The sequence below is a fragment of the Arthrobacter sp. B0490 genome, from assembly GCF_002929355.1.
Taxonomy (GTDB): Bacteria; Actinomycetota; Actinomycetes; order Actinomycetales; family Micrococcaceae; genus Arthrobacter_D.
On record NZ_PJIR01000002.1, the window covers coordinates 296,244 to 320,801 of the forward strand.

Below are 24,558 nucleotides of genomic sequence, written 5' to 3' on the forward strand. Positions count from 1 at the left end.
GCTCACCCGTTCCCGTGGTGGGACTGCCCGGAGGCGGCGAGGGACGCGACGACGCCGCGTAGCTGCTCCACGCCCGCCGCACGGTCCGTGAGGTGCAGGCGGAGGACGGGGCGACCGTGGTCCGCGAGCACCTGCGCGTCACCGGCGGCCTGCGCGGAGATGAGCTCCCCGAACGTGAAGGGTCGGTCGGGGATCGCGAGGTCCTTGCTGCCGGCCCCGGTGAGCTGCAGGTACCCGCCGATGGGCGAGCCGCCCTTGTGGTACTGGCCGGTGGAGTGCAGGAAGCGCGGGCCCCAGCCGAACGTGACCGGGCGGCCGGTGGCCTCGGCGAGCGGTGAGCGGATCTCCTCGAGGGCCGCCTGGCGGTGGCGGTCGAGGTATGCCTGGACGGAGAGGTAGCCGTTCGCCGGGAGGGCCGCGAGGAGGGCCTCCAGCGCGTCGGCGACCGTGGCGGAGGAGCCGAGCAGTCCGGCGTCGCCGCGTACCTCGATGGCACCGTCGACGAAGGCTGCCGGAACGGGCCCCGGCTGGGCGTCGAGCAGGCCGCGGGCGGCCGTCTTCGCCGCCTCGACGTCGGGCTGGTCGAACGGGTTGATGCCGAGGAGCCGGCCCGCGACGGCGACGGCGTACTCCCAGACGAACAGCTGGCTGCCCAGCGTGCCGCTGACCGAGACGCGTGTGCCGCGCGTCATCTCGTCGCTGGGAGCCTCGTCGAACGGCGCCAGGAGGACGGGGAGGACGTCGTCCGCCACGTCGGCCAGCTCGGGAGCGCCTGTCGAGGCGACCACCGGCAGCAGGCCGGTGCCGAGCTTGCCCGTGGACTCCGCGATGAGCTGCTCGGCCCAGTCGGCGAAGCCCGGGAGTCCGGAACCGGCGTCGGCGAACACGATCTTGTCGCGGAGGGGCGTGGTGCCTCCGAGGACGGCACCGAGTTGCAGTCCGACGTTGTCGTCGACGTCGTCGCCGAGGAACTCGGCGGCGTCCTCGGCGTCGTCGAGGAGCACTGCGACATCCGCGCCGGCGAGGCCGGACGGGACGAGGCCGAAGGCCGTCAGGGCCGAGTAGCGGCCGCCGACCTCAGGGTTCGCGGTGAACACCTTTCGGTAGCCGGCCTTCCGGGACGCCTCGTCGAGGGGCGAGCCCGGATCCGTCACGATCACGATCCGCGAGGCCGCGTCGATGCCCGCGTCGGTGAACGCCTGCTCGAAGAGGCGTCGCTGCGAATCCGTCTCCACGGTGGAACCCGACTTCGAGGACACGACGATGGCGGTGCGCTGCAGATCCTCCTCGAGGGCCGCGCGGACCTGCTCCGGATCCGTCGCGTCGAGCACCACGAGCTGGACGCCGGCTTCCTTCGTGATCACCTCGGGCGCGAGCGAGGAGCCGCCCATGCCGCAGAGCACGATGCGGTCGACGCCCTCGGCCTGGAGATCGGCGCGGAGCCCGGCGATCTCCGGGAGGAGGGCCCGGGAGTCTTCGAAGAGGTCGATCCAGCCGAGGCGCTTCGAGGCCTCCGGCTCGGCGTCGGTGCCCCACAGGGTGGGGTCCTTCGCCATGAGGCGGGAGGCCACGCGGTCGTGCACGAGGGCGGGTACGGCCGATTCGACGGCCGCGAGGGCGTCGCCGGAGGCGGTGAGAGCGAATGAGCCCATGGGAATCAGCCCTTCGCGGCGTCGAGGGCGGTCTGGACGGTCTCGAGGAGCTCGGACCAGCTGGCGACGAACTTGTCGAGGCCCTCGGTCTCGAGCTGCTCGACGACCTCGTCGTAGGAGATCCCGAGCGCGTCGAGCCGGTTCAGGAGCTCGTTGGACTCGGCGTACGTCCCGGTGACCGTGTCGCCTTCGACGACGCCGTGGTCGGACATCGCCAGGAGGGTCTTCTCCGGCATGGTGTTGACGACGTCCGCGGCGACGAGGCCGGTGACGTACAGCGTGTCGGGGAGGTTCGGGTCCTTGACGCCCGTCGACGCCCACAGGGGACGCTGGGCGTTCGCGCCGGCCGCCCTGAGGACCTGCCAGCGTTCCGTGGAGAACTGCTCCTGGAAGATCTGGTAGGCGAGGCGTGCGTTGGCGAGCCCGGCCTTGCCCTTGAGCGCCGTCGCCTCGTCGGTCCCGAGCGCGTCGAGCCGCCCGTCGATCTCGGCGTCGACGCGGGAGACGAAGAACGACGCGACGGAGGTGATCTTGGTCAGGTCGTGGCCGTTCTCCTTCGCCTGCTCGATGCCCTGCTGGAAGGCGTTGATGACGGCGCGGTAGCGCTCCAGGGAGAAGATCAGGGTGACGTTGACGCTGATCCCGGCGGCCAGGGTCTCGGTGATGGCCTCGAGGCCTTCGACGGTGGCCGGGATTTTGATGAGCACGTTGGTGCGCTGCACCTTGGCGTGCAGGCGCTTGGCTTCCGCGATGGTGCCCTGCGTGTCGCGGGACAGGCGGGGGTCCACCTCGATGGAGACGCGGCCGTCGGCACCGTTGGTGCGCTTGGCCTCCGCGGCGAAGATGTCGCAGGCCTGGGCGACGTCGTGCGTGGTGATGTCGAAGACGGCCTGGTCGACGTCGGCGCCGGCCTCGGCGAGCGCCCCGACCTGGGAGGCGTAGGACTCGCCCTTCTTCAGCGCCGCGGCGAAGATGCTCGGGTTCGTCGTCACGCCGACGACGTCCAGGTCTTCGATCAGGTGCTTGAAGGCGCCGGAGTTGATGCGCTCACGGGAGAGGTCGTCGAGCCAGATGGAGACGCCGGCGGCGGAGAGGTCGGTGGTGGGTGATGCGGTCATGATGTGCTCCTTTTCCGCTTCCGCGGAATGTGTACTGGACGGATCGAAGAGGGGTGCCGGCTACTGCTGGTCGCCGGTCTCGGTGGCGCGCTGCCCCGAGCCCAGGGCCGCCGTGCCGTTGGGCGCCAGGGGATCGGCGGCGACCGCTTCGAGGGAGTCCCTAGCGGCTGCCGCGACGGCCTCGGCGGTGATGCCGAACTCGCGGTAGAGCGTCTTGTAGTCGGCGGAGGCGCCGAAGTGCTCGAGGGACACGCTGCGTCCGGCGTCGCCCACGATCCCGGTCCAGCTCTGCGAGACGCCGGCCTCGACGGACACGCGGGCCCGGACCGTCCGCGGCAGGACGCTGTCGCGGTAGGCGGCGTCCTGCGCGTTGAACCACTCGAGGCACGGCATCGAGACGACGCGCGCGGCGATGCCCTGGGCTTCGAGGGTCGCGCGGGCCTCGACGGCGAGCTGCACCTCCGACCCGGTGCCGATCAGGATGACGTCGGGCGTGCCGTTCTTCGCCTCGGCGAGCACGTAGCCGCCCTTCGCGACGCCCTCGGCCGAGCCGAAGGTGTCACCGTCGGCCGCTCCCTCGCCGCGTTCGTAGGTCGGGATGTTCTGGCGCGTCAGCACGATGCCGGCCGGGTTCTCGGTGTTCTCCAGGATGGTCCGCCAGGCGACCGCCACCTCGTTGGCATCACCCGGGCGCACGACGTCGAGCCCGGGGATGGTGCGCAGCGAGGAGAGCTGCTCGACGGGCTGGTGCGTGGGCCCGTCCTCGCCGAGGCCGATGGAGTCGTGTGTCCACACGTAGATCGCCGGGACGCCCATGAGGGCGCCGAGCCGCACGGCCGGGCGCTGGTAGTCGCTGAAGATCAGGAAGGTTCCCGAGAAGGCGCGTGTGCTGCTGTGCATGACGATGCCGTTGACGATCGCCGCGGCAGCATGCTCGCGGATGCCGAAGTGCAGGACGCGCCCGTACTGGTTGCCTGACCAGGCCTTGGTCTGCCGGCTCTCGGGGATGAACGACGGCGAACCCTCGATGGTCGTGTTGTTCGACTCCGCGAGATCTGCACTGCCACCCCAGAGTTCGGGGAGTACCGGGCCGATGGCCGTCAGGACCTTGCCCGACGCCGCTCGGGTGGACATGTCCTTGCCCGCCTCGAACGTGGGCAGGGACGTTTCCCAGCCCTCGGGGAGCGTGCGCGCCTGAATCCGCTCGAGCAGTGCCGTCTCCTCGGGGTGCGCTGCCGTCCAGGCGTCGAAGCCCTCACGCCAGGCCTTCTGCGCGTCGGCGCCGCGCTGCACCACGCCGCGTGCGTGCTCCAGCACCTCGGGGTCGACGTCGAAGTGCTTCTCCGGGTCGAAGCCGAGGGCTTCCTTGAGTGCCGCCACCTCGTCCTTGCCGAGGGCCGACCCATGGATCTTGCCGGTGTTCTGCTTGGTCGGCGCCGGGAAGCCGATGATGGTGCGCAGGGAGACGATGCTCGGCCGGGACGTCTCGTTCTTCGCCGCGACGAGGGCGGAGTAGAGCTCGGCGACGTCCTCGACGTACTCACCGGTCCTCGTCCAGTCCACGCGCTGCGTGTGCCAGCCGTAGGCCTCGTACCGCTTGAGGACGTCCTCGGTGAAGGCCACGTCCGTGTCGTCCTCGATGGAGATGTGGTTCTCGTCATAGATCACCACGAGGTTGCCGAGTTCCTGGTGCCCCGCGAGCGAGGACGCCTCCGCCGTCACGCCCTCCTGGAGATCGCCGTCCGAGGCGATGACCCAGATGGTGTGGTCGAACGGGCTCGTGCCCGCAGGTGCGTCGGCATCGAACATGCCGCGCTGGCGCCGCTGCCCGTAGGCGAAGCCGACCGACGTCGCCAGTCCCTGGCCGAGGGGCCCGGTGGTGATCTCCACGCCCTTGGTGTGCCGGTACTCGGGGTGGCCCGGCGTGAGGGAACCCCACGTGCGCAGCGCCTTCAGGTCGTCGAGCTCCAGTCCGTAGCCGGACAGGTAGAGCTGGATGTAGAGGGTCAGCGAGGTGTGGCCGGGGGAGAGGACGAAGCGGTCGCGGCCCGTCCACTCGGGGTCGGACGGATCGTGCCGCATAAGCTTCTGGAAGAGGAGGTAGGCGGCGGGGGCGAGGCTCATCGCCGTCCCCGGGTGCCCGTTGCCCACCTTCTCGACGGCGTCCGCCGCGAGGATGCGGACGGTGTCCACGGCCTTCTGGTCCAGCTCGGTCCAGGTCAGTTCCTGCTCTTGGGTCTGCGGCACGTTTCCGGGCCCCTCTCTGTCCGGAACGGCACCCTAGCTGGCGACGGCGTACCTCTGGGCACGCCGTCGGGCTGGCCGTTCACCGTTGAATTGCGAAGTTCGGCCCCGACCGGGGACAGCACTGAGTCCGGACGACATGGTCCGGCGGCGCTTCCACAGCGGGCTTTCGAATCCACACTATCCCTTCCGGACGGCGTTGCGCCGTGGGAGGCGAAGAATGTCATCCGTTCCCCGCAGGGGTTGCGCGGCGGGCACCCCGCACACCCCGACGGCGGCCCGGCAGGGGCGCGTCCGCGGCTCGGCCGCAGGGGACCCGGCGCGACCGGCACCCCGCGGGGAGGTCTCGCGTGTCCTGGTCGTCCTCGTCGTCCTGGCCGCCGTCGACTCCCGCACGCGCAGCAGGCGGGAGCCGACACCGCCCCTCGCGGGCCGCAAGCGCTGCGGGGGACAGGACCCGACGCCGATTTCTACACGCCGTAAAAGGGTATGATGGCGTTGTCTTTTACTCCGGAAGAAACGAAAGTGTTGCCTCGTGAAGACCCAGCAGGCTCCTGCTCCGGCACGTTCCCCGCAGGCCCGTCAGGGTTTCGGCCGCAAGGCGAAGGCCTACCTCGCGCTGACGAAGCCCCGCGTGATCGAGCTCCTCCTGGTGACCACTCTTCCCACGATGATCTTCGCGCAGGGCGGCTTCCCGCCGCTCGGGCTGATCCTCGCGACCATGGTCGGTGGCGCACTCGCGGCCGGGAGCGCGGGTGCGTTCAACTGCTACATCGACCGTGACATCGACAAGCTCATGCACCGCACGGAGAACCGCCCCCTCGTCACGGGCGAGGTGACCCCGCGGGAGGCCCTCGTGTTCTCCTGGATCCTCGGCGTCGTGGCGATCGCCGTCCTGTGGTTCGGGGCGAACCCGCTCGCCGGGATGCTCGGCGTCGGCGCGATCTTCCTCTACGTGGTGGTCTACACCCTGGTGCTCAAGCGCCGCACGTCGCAGAACATCGTGTGGGGCGGCGCCGCCGGGTGCATGCCCGTCCTCATCGCCTGGGCCGCCGTCACCAACTCGATCGAGTGGCCCGCCGTCGTGCTGTTCCTCATCATCTTCCTGTGGACGCCCCCGCACTACTGGCCGCTGTCCATGAAGTACGGCGACGACTACCGGGCCGCCAGCGTCCCCATGCTCGGAGCCATCGCCGGTGCCCGCGTGGTGTCCGTCCAGGTGGTCCTCTACGCCTGGGCGATGGTGGCCTGCTCGCTCCTGCTCATCCCCGCCGGCGCCGGCTGGGTGTACTCCGTGGCCGCGGTCGTCGGCGGCGCCTGGTTCATCCGCGAGTCGCACCGGTTGTACTCGCTGGCGCAGCAGGGCGAGCTGAGCAGCAAGGCCGCGATGAAGGTGTTCCACGGCTCCATCAGCTACCTGACGGTGCTCTTCCTGGCCCTCGCGATCGACCCGTTCGTCGGATCCGCCGTCCTCGCCTGAGCCCCCCTGCCGCCCGAGCCCCCCCCTGCCGTCTGGGCACACCCATCGCCTGGCACCCGGGGCCGGTGCGCACCCGGCGCGGCGGCCCGGTCCCGCGGCGGCGTTCCCCCGGGGATGGGAGCCCGGCGCGGCGGCACACGTCGCTCCCTCCCTCTAGGCTTGCTGCCATGGACTTCACCGGCCTCATCGCCTATCCCATCACCCCGTTCGCCGCCGACGGCTCCGTCGGCCAGGACGATCTCCGAGCACTCGTGGACGGTCTTGCCACGTCGGGCGTCGACGCCGTCACGGTGCTCGGATCGTCGGGCAGCTTCGCCTACCTGGACCGGTCGGAGCGCGCGCAGGTGGCGCGCACCGCCATCGAGGCGATCGACCGGCGCCTTCCCGTCGCCGTGGGCATCAGCTCCGTCGGCACGCGCGAGGTCCTCGACGCGGCAGTGGACGCGCAGGCGGCAGGCGCCGAGGGCCTCGTGCTCTCGCCCGTGTCCTACGTGCCCCTCACCGACGACGAGGTCCTGGCGCAGGTACGCGCCGTGTGTGCAGTGACGGACCTGCCGGTCTGCCTCTACAACAACCCCGGCACCACACAGTTCGACTACTCGCTGCGCGTCGTCGCGGAACTGTCGGCCCTGCCGCAGGTCGTTGCGTTCAAGGACACGGCCGCCGACGCGGCGACGTTCAATGCGCGGCACGCCGAGCTCGCCCCCCTCGTGCCGGACGGCTTCAGCCACGGGGTGAGCGGCGATCTGCTCATGATGACCGGAGAGGTCGCCGCGGATGCCTGGCACAGCGGGCCCGCCGCGCTCCTGCCGGCGTACTACGGGCGCCTCCGTGCCGCCGTCGTCGCCGGGGACCGGGCCGGGATCGAGCGCGTGCGCTCCGTCCTCGCGCCCCTCGTGGACCACGTGGCGGGGCTGCGCAAGATCAGCGGCCTGCACCTGCTGGCCCGCGCCTGCGGAGTCGCCGCGGGGGATCCGCGGCCGCCCCTGCTGCCGAGTCCTGGCTCCGAACTGCGCGAACTCGGGCGCCTCCTCGATCTCCTCGAGGCGGAGTTCCACGACGACTGACGCAGGTCGTCCGCTCCCGCCGTCGTGGCTCCAGCGGGCGGACCGCGGGTCGCTCCACGACACATCGGTCCGCAGCGTGGAGGCAACCGCCACCCGGGAACGACGACGGCAATCCTGCGGTCCTGCACCGGAGGCCGGATAGGACGGCCGCGGACCGGTCCTACGCCACGGACTCCCGCAGGTCGGCGCGGGCGCGCGTGCCGGGCAGGGGCTTCGTCGTCGTACCGGTGTACTGTGCGTGGACCGCCGCCGCCATGAGCAGCGACGCCCCGAGCATGTGCAGGGCCACGAGGGCGACCGGCAGGTGCAGGAAGTGCTGCGTGTACCCGATGGCACCCTGCACGACGACGACGACGGCGAGCATCCCGAGGGCCTTGCGCAGCTTCTCGTGGACACGGCCGCGATAGGCGACGACGACGGCCAGCGCCACGGTCGCGACGAGCAGGTACACGGGCAGGGCGTGCAGGCGCGTCACGAGGAGCGCGTCCAGTCCGTTCCGCGCGGCCCCGTGGTCCCCCGCGTGGGGGCCCGACCCCGTGACGACGACCCCGAGGAGCACGGCGACCGAGGTGAGGACCGTCGCGGTGACGAGCAGCCGGCGCAGGAGCGGAGGCGCGGCCGGTGCGCGGTGCGCCCTGTACTCCTCCGTGGTGAGCCGGGCACGGTTGACCAGCAGGGTGGCGAGGGCGACGAGGACCATGGACACGATGAAATGGAGACCCACGACCCAGGGGTTGAGGCCCGTCCGGACGGTGATCCCGCCGATCACGGCCTGCGCCGGGATGCCGAGGAAGAGTCCGACCGACAGGCGGAAGAGGTCCCTGCGGTCCCGCCGCATGCCGAGGACGGCGACGATCATCGCGATGGCGATGATCACCAGCACGAAGGTCAGGAGCCGGTTCCCGAACTCGATCACGCCGTGGAGGCCCATCTCGGGCGTGGTGGTGATCGAGTCGGGGGTGCAGCGGGGCCACTCGGGGCAGCCGAGCCCGGATGCCGTCAGCCGGACCGCGCCACCCGTGACCACGATGGCGATCTGCGAGACCAGGGAGGCGACCGCCAGCCGGCGCACGAGCGGCGTCGTCGTGCGCGGGAGGGCGTCCGGGATGCGGGAGAGGACGGGGAAGGTCATACGGTCAGCTCCATTTGAACCAGCGGATGGCCGCCAGACTGGCGAGGACGGCCCAGGCGAGGAGCACCAGGCACGCGATGGGGTCGAGGGTGCCGTCCACGAGGGCGCTCCGCAGCCCGTCGCCCAGTGCGGCGGACGGGAGGACGGAGACGAACGGCTCGGCCGCGGCGGGCAGGCTCGCCGCAGGGATGATGACCCCGCCCGCGGCCGCGAGCAGGATCCACACGAGGTTGGTGACGGCCAGGGTGGCCTCGGGGCGGAGCGTGCCGGCCACGAGCAGGCCGAGGGCCGTGAACGCGGCGGAACCGACGAGCAGCAGCAGCGCCGCCGGGAGCAGCCCCTCGGCCCTCGGCGACCAGCCCATGAGCACGGCGGCGCCGCCGATCACCACGAGCTGGACGGCGAGGACGGCGGCGACGGCCACGGCCTTCCCGAGGATCAGCCCCGATCGGCCCAGCGGCGTGGTCGAGAGGAAGCGGAGGACGCCGTACCGCCGGTCGAAGCCCGTCGCGATGCCCTGCCCCGTGAAGGCGGTCGACATGGTGCAGAGGGCGAGGACGCCGGGAGCCGCGACGTCGATACGGCTGGGCCCGTACGCGTCGAGCAGCGGGGTGAGGACCAGGGCGGTCAGCGCCAGGAGCGGGAGCACGATCGCGAGGACGAGCTGCTCACCGTTGCGGAGCATCGCCAGCGCCTCGTAGCCCCCGTGGCGCAGGACGCGCGCCGGAAGAGGTGCGGCCGTTCCCCGGCCGCGGGTGGGGGCGGTGCCCTGGGTCATCGGATGCTCCGTCCGGAGATGTCCAGGAAGACGTCCTCGAGCGAGCGCGGCGCCATGGAGATGGCCGTCGGCATGACGCCGTGCGCGTCCCACCAGGTGGCCAGCTGCGCGACGTCGGAGGCCGTGAGTGCTCCCCGGAGGACGTACTGTCCGGGTTCGTCCTCGCGCTGGTGCAGGTGGGGGAGGAGATCGGGGGGCAGCGAAAGGCCGGGCACGGTCTCGAACCGCAGCTCGCGCATGCCGTCGGCGTCCTTGTCGGCGGTGAGGGCGGCCACCGTACCCTCGGCGACGGTACGGCCGCCCTCGAGGATGTAGACGTAGTCGGCGAGCCGCTGCGCGTCGTCGAGCAGGTGCGTGGTCAGGATGACGGCGAGGCCGTCGGCGCGCAGCTCGCGGATCAGGTCGAAGACGATGGTGCGGGACTGCGGGTCGAGCCCGGCGCTGGGCTCGTCGAGGAAGACCACCTCGGGCCGCCCCACGAGGGCGCACGCGAGGGCCAGGCGCTGCTTCTGGCCGCCGGAGAGCCTCCGGATCGAGACCGTCCCGAACTCGTCGAGCCCGAGGCGCTCCGCCAGCGCGTCGACCGGCAGCGGGGAACTGAACATGGACGCGACGTGGCGCAGGAGGGCCAGGGGACGCACGGACGGCGGTAACCCGCCGTCCTGGAGCATCACGCCGACCCTCGCGCGCAGGTGCGGCGAGGCCCGGTAGGGGTCCTCGCCGAGCAGGCGCACCACGCCGCCGTCGGCGCGCTGCAGCCCCTGGGCACACTCGAGGGTCGTCGTCTTCCCGGCTCCGTTGGCCCCGAGGAGGACCGTCACGGCCCCGCGTGCCGCGCTCAGGCTCACGCCTTCGAGCACGCGCACCATACGCCCGTCGAGGGCGCCGACGGGACCGAAATCCTTGATGAGTCCGTCGATCTCGAGGGCGGGGGGAGGTGTCGGCACGTCCTTATTCTACGTCAGGTAGTAATCGGCCCGGGGTTGCCGATGGGTAGCCTCGCCTAAGTGGTCGGGCGGAATACATTACGTCATGCTTATGTTGTCTATTGTGTCGCCGATGGGAGGAGTGGACCATGACTGCAACACCCCGTGCCGCACCGGCCGTCGGCGTGCCCGCCGACCGTACCGCGCAGATCGTCTCCCCGGATCCCGACGAGCGTACGCGTGACCGCGTCCTGTCCGCCGTCCTCGAACGGGGACCGGTCAGTGCCGCCGAACTCGGCGACCGCCTCGGTTTCACCCCTGCCGCCATGCGCCGTCACCTCGACGCGCTCTCCTCCGACGGCCTGATCGAGGTGAAGCGGGTGCGCAGTTCCGCCACCGGCGCCGGACGGCCTGCCCGACGTTACGTGCTCAGCCAGCGGGGCCAGGCGAAGATGGGGAACGACTACCTCGACATCGCCACGGCCGCCCTGGCGCAGCTGGGCGCCGCGGCCGGCCCGGAGGCCATCGAGGAATTCGCCCGCACGCGGTTCTCCGGCATGGAGGAGCGCTACCGGCCCATCGTCGAGGCCGCGGGTCCCGATCTCGAGGCCCGCGCCCGCGCCCTCGCCGCCGCCCTGACCACCGACGGTTTCGTCGGGTCCACGAAGACCGTCGGTCGGCCACCGGGGGGCGGAGTGCGGAGCATCCCCGCGGCCCGCCCCGTGATGCTGAGCGTCCAGCTCTGCCAGGGGCACTGCCCCATCCAGGGCCTCGCCTCCGCCTTCCCCGCGTTCTGCGAGCAGGAGACCGGCGTCTTCGCCCGGCTCCTCGGCGTGGACGTGCGGCGCCTCTCGACGCTCGCCGCCGGCGGGCACGTCTGCACCACCCACATACCTCTGGGACGGACGACGGCGGTGCCCGTTCCGGGCGCCTCCGGGCCCGCCGCATCGCCGGACGACCCGGCAGCAGCGCCGCCCGCCCCAGCAACGTTATCCATCCATCAGCAAGGAAGGCCGTGATGACGGATCAAGTAGACCGCAAGCCAGCTGCGTCGGCAGTGCCGGAGTCGGTGATCAGCGACATCCTGGAGAAGAACCCGGAGCTCGAGGGCATCGGCACGTACCAGTACGGCTGGGCCGACAAGAACGAGGCGAGCGACAACGCCCGCCGCGGCCTGAGCGAGGAGGTCGTCCGCGACATCTCCGCCAAGAAGAACGAGCCGCAGTGGATGCTCGATCTCCGCCTGAAGGGCCTCAAGTACTTCGACCGGAAGCCCATGCCCGCGTGGGGCGCGGACCTGTCGGGGATCGACTTCGACAACATCAAGTACTTCGTGCGCTCCACGGAGAAGCAGGCCAATACGTGGGAGGACCTCCCCGAGGACATCCGCAACACGTACGAGAAGCTCGGCATCCCCGAGGCGGAACGTGCGCGTCTCGTCTCCGGCGTCGCGGCCCAGTACGAGTCCGAGGTGGTGTACCACCAGCTCCGCGAGGACCTCGAGCGCCAGGGCGTCATCTTCCTCGACACCGACACCGCGCTCCGCGAGCACCCGGAGATCTTCAAGGAGTACTTCGGCTCGATCATCCCCGTGGGCGACAACAAGTTCGCGTCGCTCAACACGGCGGTCTGGTCCGGCGGGTCCTTCGTCTACGTGCCGAAGGGCGTCCACGTCGAGATCCCCCTGCAGGCCTACTTCCGGATCAACACCGAGAACATGGGCCAGTTCGAGCGCACGCTGATCATCGCGGACGAGGACTCCTACGTGCACTACATCGAGGGCTGCACCGCCCCGATCTACACGTCCGACTCCCTGCACTCGGCCGTCGTCGAGATCGTGGTGAAGAAGGGCGCCCGCGTCCGGTACACCACCATCCAGAACTGGTCGAACAACGTGTACAACCTCGTGACCAAGCGCGCCATCGCCCACGAGGGAGCGACGATGGAGTGGATCGACGGCAACATCGGCTCGAAGGTCACCATGAAGTACCCGGCCGTGTACCTGGTCGGCGAGCACGCCAAGGGCGAGACGCTCTCGATCGCCTTCGCGGGCGAGGGGCAGCACCAGGACACCGGTTCGAAGATGGTGCACATCGCACCGAACACGAAGTCGTCGATCATCTCGAAGTCGGTCGCGCGCGGCGGCGGGCGGGCCGCGTACCGCGGCCTCGTCCAGGTCCGCGACGGCGCCAAGCACTCCGCGAACACGGTCCGCTGCGACGCCCTGCTGGTCGACACCATCTCGCGCTCCGACACGTACCCGTACGTGGACATCCGCGAGGACGACGTCACCATGGGCCATGAGGCCACCGTGTCGCGCGTCAGCGAGGAACAGCTGTTCTACCTCATGTCCCGCGGGCTCCCCGAGGACGAGGCCATGGCCATGATCGTGCGCGGGTTCATCGAGCCGATCGCCCGGGAACTGCCCATGGAGTACGCGCTCGAGCTGAACCGGCTGATCGAACTGCAGATGGAAGGGGCCGTAGGCTAGCGATGGCTGAGACCACCCACACGGAAATTTCACCCGACACGACGCTCGAGGGAGAGGTCACCGCGATCGGCGACCTCGACGGGAAGGCCCGCATCGGTGCCCCCTCCGGCACCGGCGAGCGGCCGGCGGCGATCGACGGCTTCACCGAGGAGGGCGAAAGCCTGCCCGGCGGGGACGACGGCACCGGGCAGCTCGGCTTCAAGAAGCACAGCCACGGCAACGCGCCCGTGGTGCCCGAGGCCTCCCGCGGGGAGCGCCGCAGGTCCTTCGACCTCGCCGACTTCCCGACGCTGACCGGCCTCGAGGAGGACTGGCGGTTCACGCCGCTCAAGCGCCTCCGCGGGCTCCACACGGATGCGCTGAGCGGCACGGCTCCCGGGATCGAGGTCGGCGGTGCCGGCAACGTCACCGTCGAGACGGTCGGACGCGGCGACGCCCGCCTGGGCTCGGCCGCCACCCCCGAGGACCGCGTGTCCGCCGCGGCGTGGAACGCGTTCACCGAGGCGACCGTCATCACCATCCCGAAGGAGACGGTGGCGGACGGCGAGGTCATGGTCAAGGTCACCGGATCGACGTCCGAGGCCGCGGCCCAGCACATCCTCATCCACGCGGAGGCCTTCTCGAAGGCCGTCGTCGTGCTCGACCACTCCGGCTCCGTCACCCTGGCCCAGAACGTCGAGATCATCGTCGGCGACGGGGCGCAGCTGACGGTCGTCAGCGTCCAGGAATGGGACGACGACGCCGTGCACGTGTCCTCGCAGCAGGCGAAGGTGGGCCGCGACGCACGCTACAAGCACGTCGTCGTCAGCCTCGGCGGCGACCTCGTGCGTCTGACGCCGTCGTCGATCTTCACCGCCACCGGCGCCGAGGTCGAGATGTACGGCCTGTACTTCGCGGACGCGGGCCAGCATCTCGAGCAGCGCCTCCTCGTGGACCACGCCGTGCCGAACTGCAAGTCCCGCGTCACGTACAAGGGCGCCCTGCAGGGCGTCGATGCCCATACGGTCTGGGTCGGCGACGTCCTGATCCGCAAGGCGGCCGAGGGTACGGACACCTACGAGACCAACCGCAACCTGATCCTCACGGACGGCGCGCGTTCGGACTCCGTCCCGAACCTCGAGATCGAGACCGGCCTCATCGAGGGCGCGGGCCACGCCAGCGCCACCGGTCGGTTCGACGACGAGCACCTCTTCTACCTGATGGCCCGCGGCATCCCCGAGAAGGCAGCACGCCGCCTCGTCGTCCGCGGCTTCCTCACCGAGGTCATCCAGCAGATCAAGGTCCCCGCCCTGGAGGAGCGCCTGTCCGAATCGGTCGAGCGCGAGCTCGCCGCAGGGAACCTGTGATGGCCGATGCGCCCGGTGGCGAGCTGATCTGCAGCGTCGACGACATCCAGGTCAAGCAGGCGCTCCGCGTCCTGATCGACGACTACCCCGTCGTCGTCGTCCGCGACTCCGACGGCGAGATCCACGCGCTGGGTGATACGTGCTCCCACGCCGACATCTCCCTGTCCGAGGGCGACGTCGAGGGCTGCGCCATCGAATGCTGGGGCCATGGCTCCCAGTTCGACCTGCGGAGCGGCGCCCCGCTGCAGCTCCCGGCCTACGAGCCGGTCCCGGTGTTCGCACTCGAGGTCCACGACGGCAACGTCTACGTGGACGTCACCACCGTCACCAACGGAGCGCCCGCCCCGCAGCTCGGCTAGCCGACGCCGTCCGAACCTCCCACGTCCTGCGCAGCAGGCGATGAAGAAAGAACACGATGACCACACTTGCAATCAAGGACCTGTACGTCAGCATCGACACCGAGCAGGGCAACGTCCCCATCCTCAAGGGTGTCACGCTGACGATCAACACCGGCGAGACCCACGCGATCATGGGCCCGAACGGTTCCGGCAAGTCGACCCTCGCGTCGACCATCGCCGGCCACCCCCGCTACAAGGTCGACAGCGGTTCGATCACGCTCGACGGCGAGGACGTCCTGTCGATGAGCGTTGACGAGCGTGCCCGTGCCGGGCTCTTCCTCGCGATGCAGTACCCGGTCGAGGTCCCGGGCGTCACGATGACGAACTTCCTGCGCACCGCGAAGACCGCGCTCGACGGTGAGGCGCCGAGCCTGCGCCACTGGACCAAGGACGTCAAGACGGCCATGGCCCAGCTGCGCATCGACGCGGACTTCGCCCAGCGCAACGTCAACGAGGGCTTCTCCGGCGGCGAGAAGAAGCGCGTCGAGATCCTCCAGCTCGAGCTCTTCCGCCCGAAGTTCGCGATCCTCGACGAGACCGACTCCGGCCTCGACGTGGATGCCCTCAAGGTCGTCTCCGAGGGCGTCAACCGCGAGCACTCGAAGGGCGAGATGGGCACGCTGCTCATCACCCACTACACGCGCATCCTGCGCTACATCAAGCCGGACTTCGTGCACGTGTTCGTCGCGGGCAGGATCGCCGAGGAGGGCGGGCCGGAACTCGCGGACCGCCTCGAGGAAGAGGGCTACGATCGTTTCACGGCACAGTCCGCGGTCGAGGCCTAGAACTCCCACGATCCCCGGCACGTCCGCGTGCCGACCGTTTTGAACACCGCCTGAAAGGAAGAGTCGGATGAGTGACGTGCAGCAGGCGCAGACCGCGCTGGATGACATCGAGGAAGCGCTGCGGGACGTGATCGACCCGGAGCTCGGCGTGAACATCGTCGACCTCGGCCTCCTCTACGGCCTGAACTACGCGGAGGACGGCGCCCTCCTGATCGACATGACCCTCACCACTGCGGCCTGCCCGCTGACCGACGTGCTCGAGGAGCAGGTGGGTCAGGCGCTGGACGGCGTGGTCGACGCGTGGCGGCTCAACTGGGTGTGGATGCCGCCGTGGGGTCCCGAACGGATCACCGAGGACGGCCGCGACCAGATGCGGGCCCTCGGCTTCAACATCTGAGGTGTCGCGGGGGCGCGACGCCCGTACGAGAGGGTGGTCCAGGCGACAGCCGGGGCCGCCCTCCCGCGTCCCACGGGTCGGTGCGCTCCCCGCCCGGCGCGCGGGGAGGCGTCCGACCCGCGCCGGAACCGCTGTCCTCGGGGCGGCCCTCCCCGATGCCCTCCTCGTCGACGGCACCACCCAGACCGCGGGCGGCGAGGGCTTCACCTGTGCGGTGCGCGTAGGCGACGGCCCCGACCACCAGGGGCGTGACCGCGACGCGCGGATGGCGGTCGAGGCCGCGCGCACGCGCCGCCTCGCGGACGTCGACGAACAGGCCCGCGAGATAGGGGATGCTGCGCAGCATGATGGAGAGGGCGAGGGCGAACCGCTCGGGGTCGGCGCCGACCGCGCGGAACGGCCGGGCCAGCCGCGCCACGCCGTCGAGCAGGTCCTGCGTCGGGGTCGTGAGGGTGACGGCCCGGGCGGCGAGCAGGCAGGCCGCGATGCCGCCGACGACCGCGACGGCGTGCAGCCAGCCCTGGGACACGCCCTGGTAGACCGCGAGGATCCCGAGCACGGGTGCCGCCGGCAGCAGCATCCGGAGGATCCGCGCCGGGGACTGGTGCGCCCCGATGGTCAGCGCCGCGAGGGACAGCACGAGCGCCACCGCGCTGGTCGCCGGTGACCGCCACGCGATCACGACGACGGCGCACGCCAGGGACACGACGGCCTTCACCGGCAGCGGTGTCCGGTAGAGGAAGCCGGAGCCGGGCTGGTAGAGACCGAGCGTGCTGCCGTACCCCCTCACGGGCCGCCGACCCCCGCCGTCGCCGCGATCTCGCGGTACCGCGCCACCGCGTCCCTCGGCAGCCCGTCGAAGACGATCCGGCCGTCGTCGACGACGAGCGTCCTGTCGCTCTCGAGGGCGAAGTCCAGGTTGTGGGTCGTGAAGACGACCTGCTGGTCGAGTCCGGCGACGAGCGCCCGGACACGGGCGTCGTTGCGGAGGTCCAGCAACGTCGTGGGCTCGTCGGCGACGAGCACGCGCGGCTCCACGGCGAGGACGACGGCGAGGGCCAGGATCTGGCGTTCGCCGCCGGAGAGATCGTAGATGCTGCGGTCGGCCAGGTGCTCGATGCCGAACCGCCGCAGGACGGCCTCGCCGGCCCGCCGCCGGTCCGCGGCCGGCAGCTTCCGGCTCCGCAGGGACAATTCCACGTCCTCGCGACCCGTGGGCATGACGAGCTGCGACAGGGGATCGGTGAACACGAAGCCGACGCTGCGCCGCACCGCGTGTCCCTGCGACCGCGTGTCCCGGCCGAAGACGGCGACCGACCCCGAGGTGGGGACGAGGAGGCCGTTGACGAGCCGCAGGAAGGTCGACTTGCCGGAACCGTTGGGCCCGATCACCGAGACCCGCCGCTCGGACAGGGTGAGGGTGAGCGGATGGAGGAGTGTCCGCCCGTCGTCCGTGCGGACCGCCGCGCCGCTGAACTCAAGCACGCGGCACGGGCCGCCCCGCGAGGAGCCGCGGGAAGGCGCGGTGGACCGACACGGCGAGCACCGCGGCCAGCAGGTTCTTCACGACGTCACCGGGCAGGTACGCGGCATCGACGACGATCGCGTCCCGCACGGGCAGCCCCGCGTTGACGACCAGCCCGGCGATGCCGAGCGGGTGGATCGTCAGCAGGCTCGCGGCGAGGCACGCGAGGAACAGCAGGAGCGTCCTGGAGCGCTTCGCCCGGCGAAGGACGACGACGGCCAGGAGCCCGGACACGAGGGCCGCCAGCGGGAACGCCACGAGGTAGCCGGCCGACGGTCCGGCGAGCACGCCGAAGCCCCCACTGAAACCGCTGAACACGGGCAGGCCGATCAGCCCTGCGACGAGATACAGCAGCACGGCGGCCGTTCCGCGGGCCGGTCCGAGCACGATCCCGGCGAGCATCACGCCGAGCGTCTGCAGTGTGATCGGCACCCCGAGCGGGCCCACCGGGATACCGGGTAGGATTGCAAGGGCGGCGATGAGGGCGGCGAAGACCGCGACCAGCGAGAGATCGGTGGCATCCCACCGTGTGCGGGACGACGGCCGGCGGGTGCGGGCCGGTCCTGCATCGGTTTTCCCGGCTGGCTGCATGGCACATCCTCCTTCAGCGGGCCGGAGTCGCACCGGCCACTCCGGTGATCTGTCGGATTCCTCCAGCCGCAACTGCTTCTGTACCGAGACTAGCGCCGGTCATCAGGGACTCCCTTGTGGGATTCCTACAACAAACGCCGTCTCCGGCACCATCGAAAGGCCCCACCGTGATTAGCGTATCGAACCTGGAGCTCCGGGCCGGAGCCCGCCTGCTCATGGACGAGGTCTCCTTCCGGGTCGACAAGGGCGACAAGATCGGGCTCGTGGGGCGCAACGGCGCCGGCAAGACGACGCTCACGAAGGTGCTGGCGGGTGAGTCGCTGCCCGCCGGCGGCACGGTGACCCGCTCGGGCGAGATCGGGTACCTGCCGCAGGATCCCCGGACGCCGAACATGGAGCAGCTCGCCCGCGACCGCATCCTGTCCGCCCGCAACCTCGACGCCGTCGTCGGGGAGCTGCGCCAGGCGCACGAGGACATGGCGAGCGAGAAGACGTCGGTGCGGAACAAGGCGATGGCCCGGTACGACCGCATCGAGACGGCGTTCCTCGCGGGCGGCGGCTACGCGACCGAAGCCGAGGCGGCGTCCATCTCCTCCAACCTCTCGCTGCCCGAGCGCATCCTCAACCAGCCCCTCAAGACCCTGTCCGGCGGCCAGCGCCGGCGCGTGGAGCTCGCCCGCATCCTGTTCTCGGGCGCCGAGACCATGCTCCTCGACGAGCCCACGAACCACCTCGACGCCGATTCCATCACCTGGCTCCGCGAGTTCCTCAAGAACCACCAGGGGGGCCTGATCGTCATCAGCCACGACGTGGAGCTCCTCGAGGCCACCGTGAACAAGGTGTTCCAGCTCGACGCGAACCGCGGGACGATCGACATCTACAACATGGGCTGGAAGCGGTACCAGCTGCAGCGCGAGACGGACGAGCGTGCGCGCAAGCGCGAGCGTGCGAATGCGGAGAAGAAGGCGCACGTCCTCATGGACCAGGCGAACAAGATGCGCGCCAAGGCGTCCAAGGCCGTCGCCGCCCAGAACATGGCCAAGCGCGCGGAGCGGCTGCTCGGCGGGCTCGACGCCGTGCGCACCTCGGACCGCGTCGCGGCCCTGCGCTTCCCGGACCCGTCGCCGTGCGGCAAGACGCCCATGACGGCGGAGGGCCTCAGCAAGTCCTACGGCTCGCTCGAGATCTTCACCGACGTCGACCTGGCGATCGACCGCGGTTCCAAGGTGGTGATCCTCGGGCTCAACGGCGCGGGGAAGACGACCCTGCTGCGCATGCTCGCCGGGGTGGACACGCCCGACACCGGGAAGGTGATCGCCGGCCACGGCCTCAAGGTCGGGTACTACGCGCAGGAGCACGAGACGCTCGACACGCAGCGGACCGTCCTCGAGAACATGAAGTCCTCGGCACCGGACATGCAGGACGCCGAGGTGCGCGGCATCCTCGGCTCGTTCCTGTTCTCCGGCGACGACGTCAACAAGCCCGCCGGTGTGCTCTCCGGCGGCGAGAAGACCCGCCTGGCGCTCGCCACGATCGTCGCGTCCTCGGCCAACGTGCTGCTCCTCGACGAGCCGACGAACAACCTCGACCCCGCCAGCCGCGCCGAGATCCTCGGGGCGCTCAGGAACTACAGCGGAGCCGTGGTGATGGTCAGCCACGACGAGGGAGCGGTGGACGCCCTCGACCCCGAGCGCGTCGTCCTGCTGCCCGACGGCGTCGAGGACCTCTGGAACTCCGACTACCTGGAACTCGTCACACTGGCCTGATCTCGGCTGGAGCCGTCATGCCGCGTCGACCGCACGGGACTCGAGGGCGGGTACCGTGCGCATCGGCGGGTGACCGACCGCCGCTCGTCGTCGCGGGCTCGTCCAGATCCCGCTCGATCCGGCCGTGACGAACGCCTTCGGGATCTGACTCAGGCAGATCGCCGCGTCCAGCATGCGCACCAGGGGGAACAGCAGCCCGAAGAGCAGGTAGCCCGGGCGCCTGAGCAGCACGGCCGCCAGGACCGACAGCAGGAAGTCGGGCAGCAGCACACCCACGAGCACGGCCTCCACCGGCAGGGCGTTGGCGATCCAGTCGACGGGCTGCGGCACCTGCTGCATCTCGGCCGGCAGCGCGTCGAAGACCAGGGACAGTGCGAGGAGGGGCAGCAGGGTCAGGAGGAGCACCCCGCTGACGACGATCTCGATGATGTGCACCCACAGGTTCACCCAGAACTTGGAGAACCGGAAGCGGTGCCGCCGGACGGTCTGCCAGAACCCCAGGTTCCAGCGCCGGATCTGGCGCATGTAGTCCCCGAGGTTGTCAGGATCCTCCGTGTACGCGACGGCCGCCGAGGGATGGAAGGCGATGCGTCCGAGCTTCCTCGCGTGCACGTCGAAGGTCATGTTGAAGTCCTCGATGACCAGCCCGCGGCCCGCGACGTCGATGTGCCGAAGGACCGAGGTGCGGTACATGCTCGCGAAGCCGGGCACGATGTTCACCACGTTCGCGCCCTTGGCCGCCTGCCCGTACTTGAGCAGCAGCTGCACGATGAGGTACAGCCTGTCCCGGTACGCCACGAGGAAGCGCCCGAGCAGGGGGCGGCGGCCGGTCCCGACGATGGACTTCGCGCGGCCGGCCACGGCGGCGACCCCAGGGTCGGCGAAGAGGGGGAGGCCGGTCGTCAGGTACTCCTTGGTCGGGCGCGTGTCGGCGTCGAGGATGAGGACCACCTCGAAACGGTCGCAGAGCTCGAAGTACCGGATTCCCTCCGCCAGGGCTCCGGCCTTGCCGCGGTTGACGGTGAGGTCCAGGACGTTGACGCCCATGCCCTGCGCGATGGGGACGGTGGCGTCGCTGGACCTGTCGGACACCACGTGGATGTTCGCCGGTGCCACCAGCGCCGACGCCGCACGGAGCGACTGCTCGATCGAGGCCGCCTCGTTGTGGGCGGCGATCAGGACCGCCACCTGGCTGACGTCGGGGGTGCCCCGGGGCGGACCTCCCCGGCGGGTGGAGGTCAGGCGGCGGAACACCTCGCCGATGCTGCGGCCCAGACCGACGAGGCTCCAGAAGGTCGTGCTGACACCGATCACCAGCAGGACCACGACTACGTAGGTCAGGACATCCATGATTCTCCATTATCGGGACGAGGGGTGAAGGGGATCATCGCGGCGCCCACTTACTGGACCTGGCTGGTGGTGACGATGCGCCGCCAGGGCCCGTCCGGGACGTCCTCCTCGTCGACGAACTGCCAGTCGACGCGGTCGTCCTGACCGTCGAGGTCGCTGAACCCCAGGCAGCCGTTGATGGCGGGGGACACGTCCAGGCCGGCACCGCTGTACTCGGTGCTCGCGGGACGTCGGTCGTCCGTGCCGAAGACGTACGCGCTGTCGTCGTACACCGCCGGTCCAGCATCCTGGATCTGCCCGTAGCACACGGCGGAGCCCTTCCTCAGTTTCACCCAACGGTTCTTCATGAAGCTGTGCTGCCTGCTCGTCAGGAGCGCCGGGTTGTCCGCGGCCTCCTCCGCCGCCCAGGGGATGACGGTGCCGCGCTGGGCGAAGGCCTCGGGATTGTTGAGGTCGTCGAACGGCAGGTCCAGGTAGAACGGGTTCTGCAGGGGCGTCATGCTGCTGGGGAAGTAGCCGTTGGAGGCCACACGAGGTTCCGTGCTGCAGCCGTCGGCCGTCCGGATGCCGTCGCACCCTCCGTAGCTCTCCATCCACCGCGAGTCGTAGGTGGAGAACTCCTGGCTGCCGTCCTCCGCGTCCGGGTCGTGGATCTCCCCCACCCAGAAGGTCGTGGAGACGATGTCCGTGTGCCAGGGGTACTTGCTCTTCCCCTGCGTGGCGACGATCGCCGTCGTGCCGGCGAGGAGCAGCGCGACAGCCGCAACCGCCAGCACGATCGTGCGCCGGGGGGATCGGGTGCGGACTGCCACCGGTGGATCCTTTCTCGCTGTCGGTTCGTGGAGGGTCCTGCGGGGGTTCCCCGCCGGTCGATCGTCCGCAGCGCGTGCTGCGTGGGCGCCCGCACCCGTTCCCGTGGTCACCATGGCGAGGCCAGGATGCTCAGGGACGCCGGGTTGTCGAAGGGCGCCGTGAAGGTGCGGCGGACCTGGGCCCAGGTCGCGGCGATGCTGCGCGTCAGGAACTCGTCCCAGGTGATGTCCACCTCCTGGCTGTAGTCGTCGGTGACGAGCGTCCCCGCCTGCCGGAGGTTGAGGCCGAAGCTCAATCCGTCGACGTCACGGGGGATGGGCGGCGTGGTGTACGTCGCGTGGGTCCACTCGTCGGTCGGGGGGAAGGGAGGGCTCGAGGTCCAGTGCGTCCAGCTTCCGTCGGAGTCGCGGACGTAGATCTCGAACTGCGTCTCTCCCGTGGACTTGTACCAGGTGCCGAGGTCGTAGGCCCTGCCCGACTCCACCGGCGGGGAGCACGTGCCCAGGTCGAGGGTCGGCAGGAGTTTGGCGTCGCCGCCCACGTAGTCGGCCAGGTCCAGCCGGCTGCCCACGTCGCCCGAGTGGGCGTCCTCCACCACCGTGAAGGAGGGGCGGTTCTCCCCCCAGCCGACGCTCTGCCAGCAGGCCGGCAATGCACTGTCGTGGCTCGGCGTCTCGAGGCCGGGGTTGCGGAGGAGGTTCCCGGCACGGGGTGCAGGAGGGTACTCGACCGTCTCCTGCTGCGATCCTCCGATGACCTCGTCCACGGTCCGGACCACGGTGCCGAGCGGCGCGCGAGCGGCCAGCCAGGCCGCGAAGGCGTCCAACACCGACGGCGGGACGGACAACGACGCGCCGGTGGCGTCGATGTGGTGGAAGGTGAGCTGCAGCCATCCGCCCGTGGTCTCGGCATCGGTGACGGTCTTCTGCAGGTCGGCCAGTGTCCAGGTGTTCTCCACCTGATTCGGTGCCTTGGTCCTGAAGGGATCGGCCGGCGGGATGGTCTCGGCGACCGGGCACTCCTCGCAGGTGAAGGTCACCCGGGGCAGCTCGGGGCTCCGGATGTCTCCCAGACCGCGGGCGCTGTTGTAGCCGCACCCCGCGACGATCTGCTCCAGGTCACGGCTCGCCGTCCCGTACGGGTAGGCGAAATTGGTGACGTCCAGTCCGAGTTCCACCAGCTTGGTCCTGTCGTTGCATACTTGGCGCTGCGCTTCCTCCGCGTCCATCTCCGCCAGATCGGCGTGGGTCACGGTGTGGCCGCCGATCTCATGACCGGCGGCCTGGAGGTCCCGTAGCTGGGCGAGCGTCATCTTGGTGGGCATCGGATCCGTCGGCCCGGGCTCGTCGGCGATGAGGCCCGACGACACGAAGAAGGTGCCCCTGAGCCCGTACCCACTCAGGACGCGGGCGGCATCGACCTGGTCGTCGTGTCCGTCGTCGAACGTCAGGCTCACCACCGTCCGCGGCGTGCCGGCCGGGGGCTCGGCGCCCACAGCGGAGTGCGCCGGCCCCGATCCGCTGATCGATGCACCGAGCAGGAGGACGACGAGGAGCAGTGTCGCGGTCATGCTGAACAGATCCGTAGGATGCCTGTGCGTTCGGTCGCCCGGGCCCGCGGCCCCGCGTCGAAGGGCCTTCCGGGCCCTTCGTCGGCGGGTTCGCGTCACCTAGTGGCTCCGGCCGGCACCTCACCCGGGGCGGTGGAGAGCATCGACTTGGCCACCTTGAGGATGATCGTGTCCACGGTCGTGGTCGGCTTGAACCGGACGAGCCGTCCTGCGAGGGAGTTGTCCGGGACCCTGCGCCGCATGTCCTCGTAGCCGGCGCCGTAGGCCTCCTCGTAGGGGACGAGACTGATGATGCTGCTGCTGCCGAGCAGCTTGATCGACCGCTCGGCCAGGTCGAGGATGGAGATCTCCTGCAGGCCCCCCAGGTTCACCGCGAGCCCGCGGGTCGCCGGCTCCTCGGCGATGCGCACCAGCGCCGGGATGATGTCCCCGACGTAGGAGAAGCAGCGCGTCTGCTTGCCGTCGCCGAACACGGTGAGCGGCTCGCCACGGAGCGCCTGGCCCACGAGGTTCGGCACGACCATGCCGTAGCGGCCGGTCTGGCGAGGACCGACGGTGTTGAACAACCGCACGATGGAGACCTGCAACCCGTACTCACGCCAGTAGGCGTGGGCGAAGGCCTCGTCGATCCCTTTCGCCGCCGCATAGGTCCACCGCGACTTGAGCGGGGAGCCCAGGATGCGGTCGGAGTCCTCCGACAACCGGTCGGCGGTGTTCTTGCCGTAGATCTCGCTGGTGGAGGCCAGCAGGAGATCCACCCGTGCGTCGCGGCAGGCGTCGAGTACGACCTCGGTGCCGTGGATGTTCGTGCGGAGGCTCTCGAGCGGGTGGTCCACGATCAGGTGCACACCCACCGCAGCCGCCAGATGGAAGACGCGGTCCGATCCGGTGACGACCTCCCGGACGGCGTCCCGGTCGAGGATGCTGCCCTTGCGGAAGGTGAAGGACGGGTTGTCCCAGACGTCCTTCAGGTTGTCGAGGGAGCCGGTGGACAGGTCGTCCAGGACCGTGACGGTGTCTCCCGCCTCCAGCAGGTACTCGGTGAGGTGGCTGCCGATGAAGCCGGCACCGCCCGTGATGACAGTTCTCATGCTCGTTCTCCCAGCTGATTCGTTTCGGGGGTGATGCG

At 70.3% G+C, this 24,558-nt stretch carries 23 protein-coding genes; 10 read left to right on the forward strand and 13 right to left on the reverse strand.

Going from position 1 to position 24,558, the window contains the following annotated elements; all coding sequences use genetic code 11:
- Nucleotides 1-2: 2 nt before the first annotated feature.
- The 3 genes from CXQ97_RS04325 to tkt are packed head-to-tail and all read right to left on the reverse strand — an operon-like array spanning nt 3 to nt 5,017.
- Nucleotides 3-1,652, reverse strand: coding sequence for a glucose-6-phosphate isomerase (locus CXQ97_RS04325; RefSeq protein WP_104179602.1), 1,650 nt, complete (start codon nt 1,650-1,652; stop codon nt 3-5).
- 5 nt (nt 1,653-1,657) lie between these two features.
- Nucleotides 1,658-2,770, reverse strand: a complete 1,113-nt coding sequence (tal, locus tag CXQ97_RS04330) for a transaldolase (RefSeq protein ID WP_104179603.1) — start codon at nt 2,768-2,770, stop codon at nt 1,658-1,660.
- Between the two features lie 60 nt (nt 2,771-2,830).
- On the reverse strand, nt 2,831-5,017 hold the full coding sequence (gene tkt / locus CXQ97_RS04335) for a transketolase (RefSeq protein ID WP_104179604.1): 2,187 nt from the start codon (nt 5,015-5,017) through the stop codon (nt 2,831-2,833).
- Nucleotides 5,018-5,234: 217 nt separating this feature from the next.
- On the opposite strand from tkt, the gene CXQ97_RS19365 reads away from it, so the two are divergent.
- From CXQ97_RS19365 to CXQ97_RS04345, 3 genes are all read left to right on the forward strand, one after another.
- A complete protein-coding gene (locus tag CXQ97_RS19365) occupies nt 5,235-5,507 on the forward strand; it encodes a hypothetical protein (protein ID WP_146069569.1) in 273 nt (90 codons plus the stop codon).
- Between the two features lie 42 nt (nt 5,508-5,549).
- Nucleotides 5,550-6,494, forward strand: a complete 945-nt coding sequence (locus CXQ97_RS04340) for a heme o synthase (RefSeq protein WP_104179605.1) — start codon at nt 5,550-5,552, stop codon at nt 6,492-6,494.
- Between the two features lie 167 nt (nt 6,495-6,661).
- The gene (locus CXQ97_RS04345) at nt 6,662-7,561 is read left to right on the forward strand and encodes a dihydrodipicolinate synthase family protein (RefSeq protein WP_104179606.1); all 900 of its coding nucleotides are present in this window, start codon (nt 6,662-6,664) and stop codon (nt 7,559-7,561) included.
- Nucleotides 7,562-7,721: 160 nt separating this feature from the next.
- Here the strand turns inward: CXQ97_RS04345 and CXQ97_RS04350 are convergent, their stop codons facing one another.
- Genes CXQ97_RS04350 through CXQ97_RS04360 form a run of 3 tightly spaced genes read right to left on the reverse strand, consistent with a single transcriptional unit; the run spans nt 7,722 to nt 10,418 of the window.
- On the reverse strand, nt 7,722-8,693 hold the full coding sequence (locus CXQ97_RS04350; RefSeq protein WP_104179607.1) for a heme A synthase: 972 nt from the start codon (nt 8,691-8,693) through the stop codon (nt 7,722-7,724).
- A 4-nt stretch (nt 8,694-8,697) separates the two neighbouring features.
- On the reverse strand, nt 8,698-9,471 hold the full coding sequence (locus CXQ97_RS04355) for an ABC transporter permease (RefSeq protein ID WP_104179608.1): 774 nt from the start codon (nt 9,469-9,471) through the stop codon (nt 8,698-8,700).
- Nucleotides 9,468-10,418 (reverse strand): ABC transporter ATP-binding protein, encoded by a 951-nt coding sequence (locus tag CXQ97_RS04360; protein WP_104179609.1) that lies wholly within the window; start codon nt 10,416-10,418, stop codon nt 9,468-9,470. Before CXQ97_RS04360 ends, CXQ97_RS04355 begins: the two co-directional genes overlap by 4 nt.
- Nucleotides 10,419-10,546: 128 nt before the next feature.
- Between CXQ97_RS04360 and CXQ97_RS04365 the strand changes: the two genes are divergently transcribed.
- The 6 genes from CXQ97_RS04365 to CXQ97_RS04390 all read left to right on the forward strand — a co-directional run bounded on the left by CXQ97_RS04365 (nt 10,547) and on the right by CXQ97_RS04390 (nt 15,814).
- On the forward strand, nt 10,547-11,416 hold the full coding sequence (locus CXQ97_RS04365; protein WP_104179610.1) for a metalloregulator ArsR/SmtB family transcription factor: 870 nt from the start codon (nt 10,547-10,549) through the stop codon (nt 11,414-11,416).
- Nucleotides 11,416-12,888, forward strand: a complete 1,473-nt coding sequence (gene sufB / locus CXQ97_RS04370) for a Fe-S cluster assembly protein SufB (protein ID WP_104179611.1) — start codon at nt 11,416-11,418, stop codon at nt 12,886-12,888. The genes CXQ97_RS04365 and sufB overlap by 1 nt, the downstream gene beginning before the upstream one ends.
- Nucleotides 12,889-12,890: 2 nt before the next feature.
- Nucleotides 12,891-14,234, forward strand: a complete 1,344-nt coding sequence (sufD, locus tag CXQ97_RS04375; RefSeq protein WP_104179612.1) for a Fe-S cluster assembly protein SufD — start codon at nt 12,891-12,893, stop codon at nt 14,232-14,234.
- Nucleotides 14,234-14,593: a non-heme iron oxygenase ferredoxin subunit gene (locus CXQ97_RS04380; protein WP_104179613.1), complete on the forward strand. Its 360-nt coding sequence runs from the start codon at nt 14,234-14,236 to the stop codon at nt 14,591-14,593. Before sufD ends, CXQ97_RS04380 begins: the two co-directional genes overlap by 1 nt.
- A 56-nt stretch (nt 14,594-14,649) precedes the next feature.
- Nucleotides 14,650-15,417 (forward strand): Fe-S cluster assembly ATPase SufC, encoded by a 768-nt coding sequence (gene sufC / locus CXQ97_RS04385; protein WP_104179614.1) that lies wholly within the window; start codon nt 14,650-14,652, stop codon nt 15,415-15,417.
- A 67-nt stretch (nt 15,418-15,484) separates the two neighbouring features.
- On the forward strand, nt 15,485-15,814 hold the full coding sequence (locus CXQ97_RS04390) for a metal-sulfur cluster assembly factor (RefSeq protein WP_104179615.1): 330 nt from the start codon (nt 15,485-15,487) through the stop codon (nt 15,812-15,814).
- Here the strand turns inward: CXQ97_RS04390 and CXQ97_RS04395 are convergent.
- Genes CXQ97_RS04395 through CXQ97_RS04405 form a run of 3 tightly spaced genes read right to left on the reverse strand, consistent with a single transcriptional unit; the run spans nt 15,804 to nt 17,930 of the window.
- A complete protein-coding gene (locus CXQ97_RS04395; protein WP_104179616.1) occupies nt 15,804-16,604 on the reverse strand; it encodes an energy-coupling factor transporter transmembrane protein EcfT in 801 nt (266 codons plus the stop codon). The genes CXQ97_RS04390 and CXQ97_RS04395 overlap by 11 nt on opposite strands.
- Entirely contained in the window at nt 16,601-17,299 is a 699-nt protein-coding gene (locus CXQ97_RS04400) for an energy-coupling factor ABC transporter ATP-binding protein (protein WP_104179617.1), read from the reverse strand. Before CXQ97_RS04400 ends, CXQ97_RS04395 begins: the two co-directional genes overlap by 4 nt.
- On the reverse strand, nt 17,292-17,930 hold the full coding sequence (locus tag CXQ97_RS04405; RefSeq protein ID WP_104179618.1) for a biotin transporter BioY: 639 nt from the start codon (nt 17,928-17,930) through the stop codon (nt 17,292-17,294). The genes CXQ97_RS04400 and CXQ97_RS04405 overlap by 8 nt, the downstream gene beginning before the upstream one ends.
- A gap of 167 nt (nt 17,931-18,097) precedes the next feature.
- On the opposite strand from CXQ97_RS04405, the gene CXQ97_RS04410 reads away from it, so the two are divergent.
- The gene (locus CXQ97_RS04410; protein ID WP_104179619.1) at nt 18,098-19,696 is read left to right on the forward strand and encodes an ABC-F family ATP-binding cassette domain-containing protein; all 1,599 of its coding nucleotides are present in this window, start codon (nt 18,098-18,100) and stop codon (nt 19,694-19,696) included.
- A 15-nt stretch (nt 19,697-19,711) separates the two neighbouring features.
- On the opposite strand, the gene CXQ97_RS04415 is transcribed toward CXQ97_RS04410, so the two are convergent.
- The 4 genes from CXQ97_RS04415 to CXQ97_RS04430 all read right to left on the reverse strand — a co-directional run bounded on the left by CXQ97_RS04415 (nt 19,712) and on the right by CXQ97_RS04430 (nt 24,520).
- Complete coding sequence (locus CXQ97_RS04415) at nt 19,712-21,046, reverse strand: glycosyltransferase family 2 protein (RefSeq protein WP_104179620.1); 1,335 nt, start codon at nt 21,044-21,046, stop codon at nt 19,712-19,714.
- 50 nt (nt 21,047-21,096) lie between these two features.
- Nucleotides 21,097-21,858, reverse strand: a complete 762-nt coding sequence (locus tag CXQ97_RS04420; protein ID WP_104179621.1) for a hypothetical protein — start codon at nt 21,856-21,858, stop codon at nt 21,097-21,099.
- Nucleotides 21,859-21,965: 107 nt separating this feature from the next.
- Nucleotides 21,966-23,429, reverse strand: coding sequence for a polysaccharide deacetylase family protein (locus tag CXQ97_RS04425; protein WP_104179622.1), 1,464 nt, complete (start codon nt 23,427-23,429; stop codon nt 21,966-21,968).
- Between the two features lie 95 nt (nt 23,430-23,524).
- Nucleotides 23,525-24,520 (reverse strand): NAD(P)-dependent oxidoreductase, encoded by a 996-nt coding sequence (locus CXQ97_RS04430; RefSeq protein ID WP_104179623.1) that lies wholly within the window; start codon nt 24,518-24,520, stop codon nt 23,525-23,527.
- Nucleotides 24,521-24,558 lie beyond the last annotated feature (38 nt).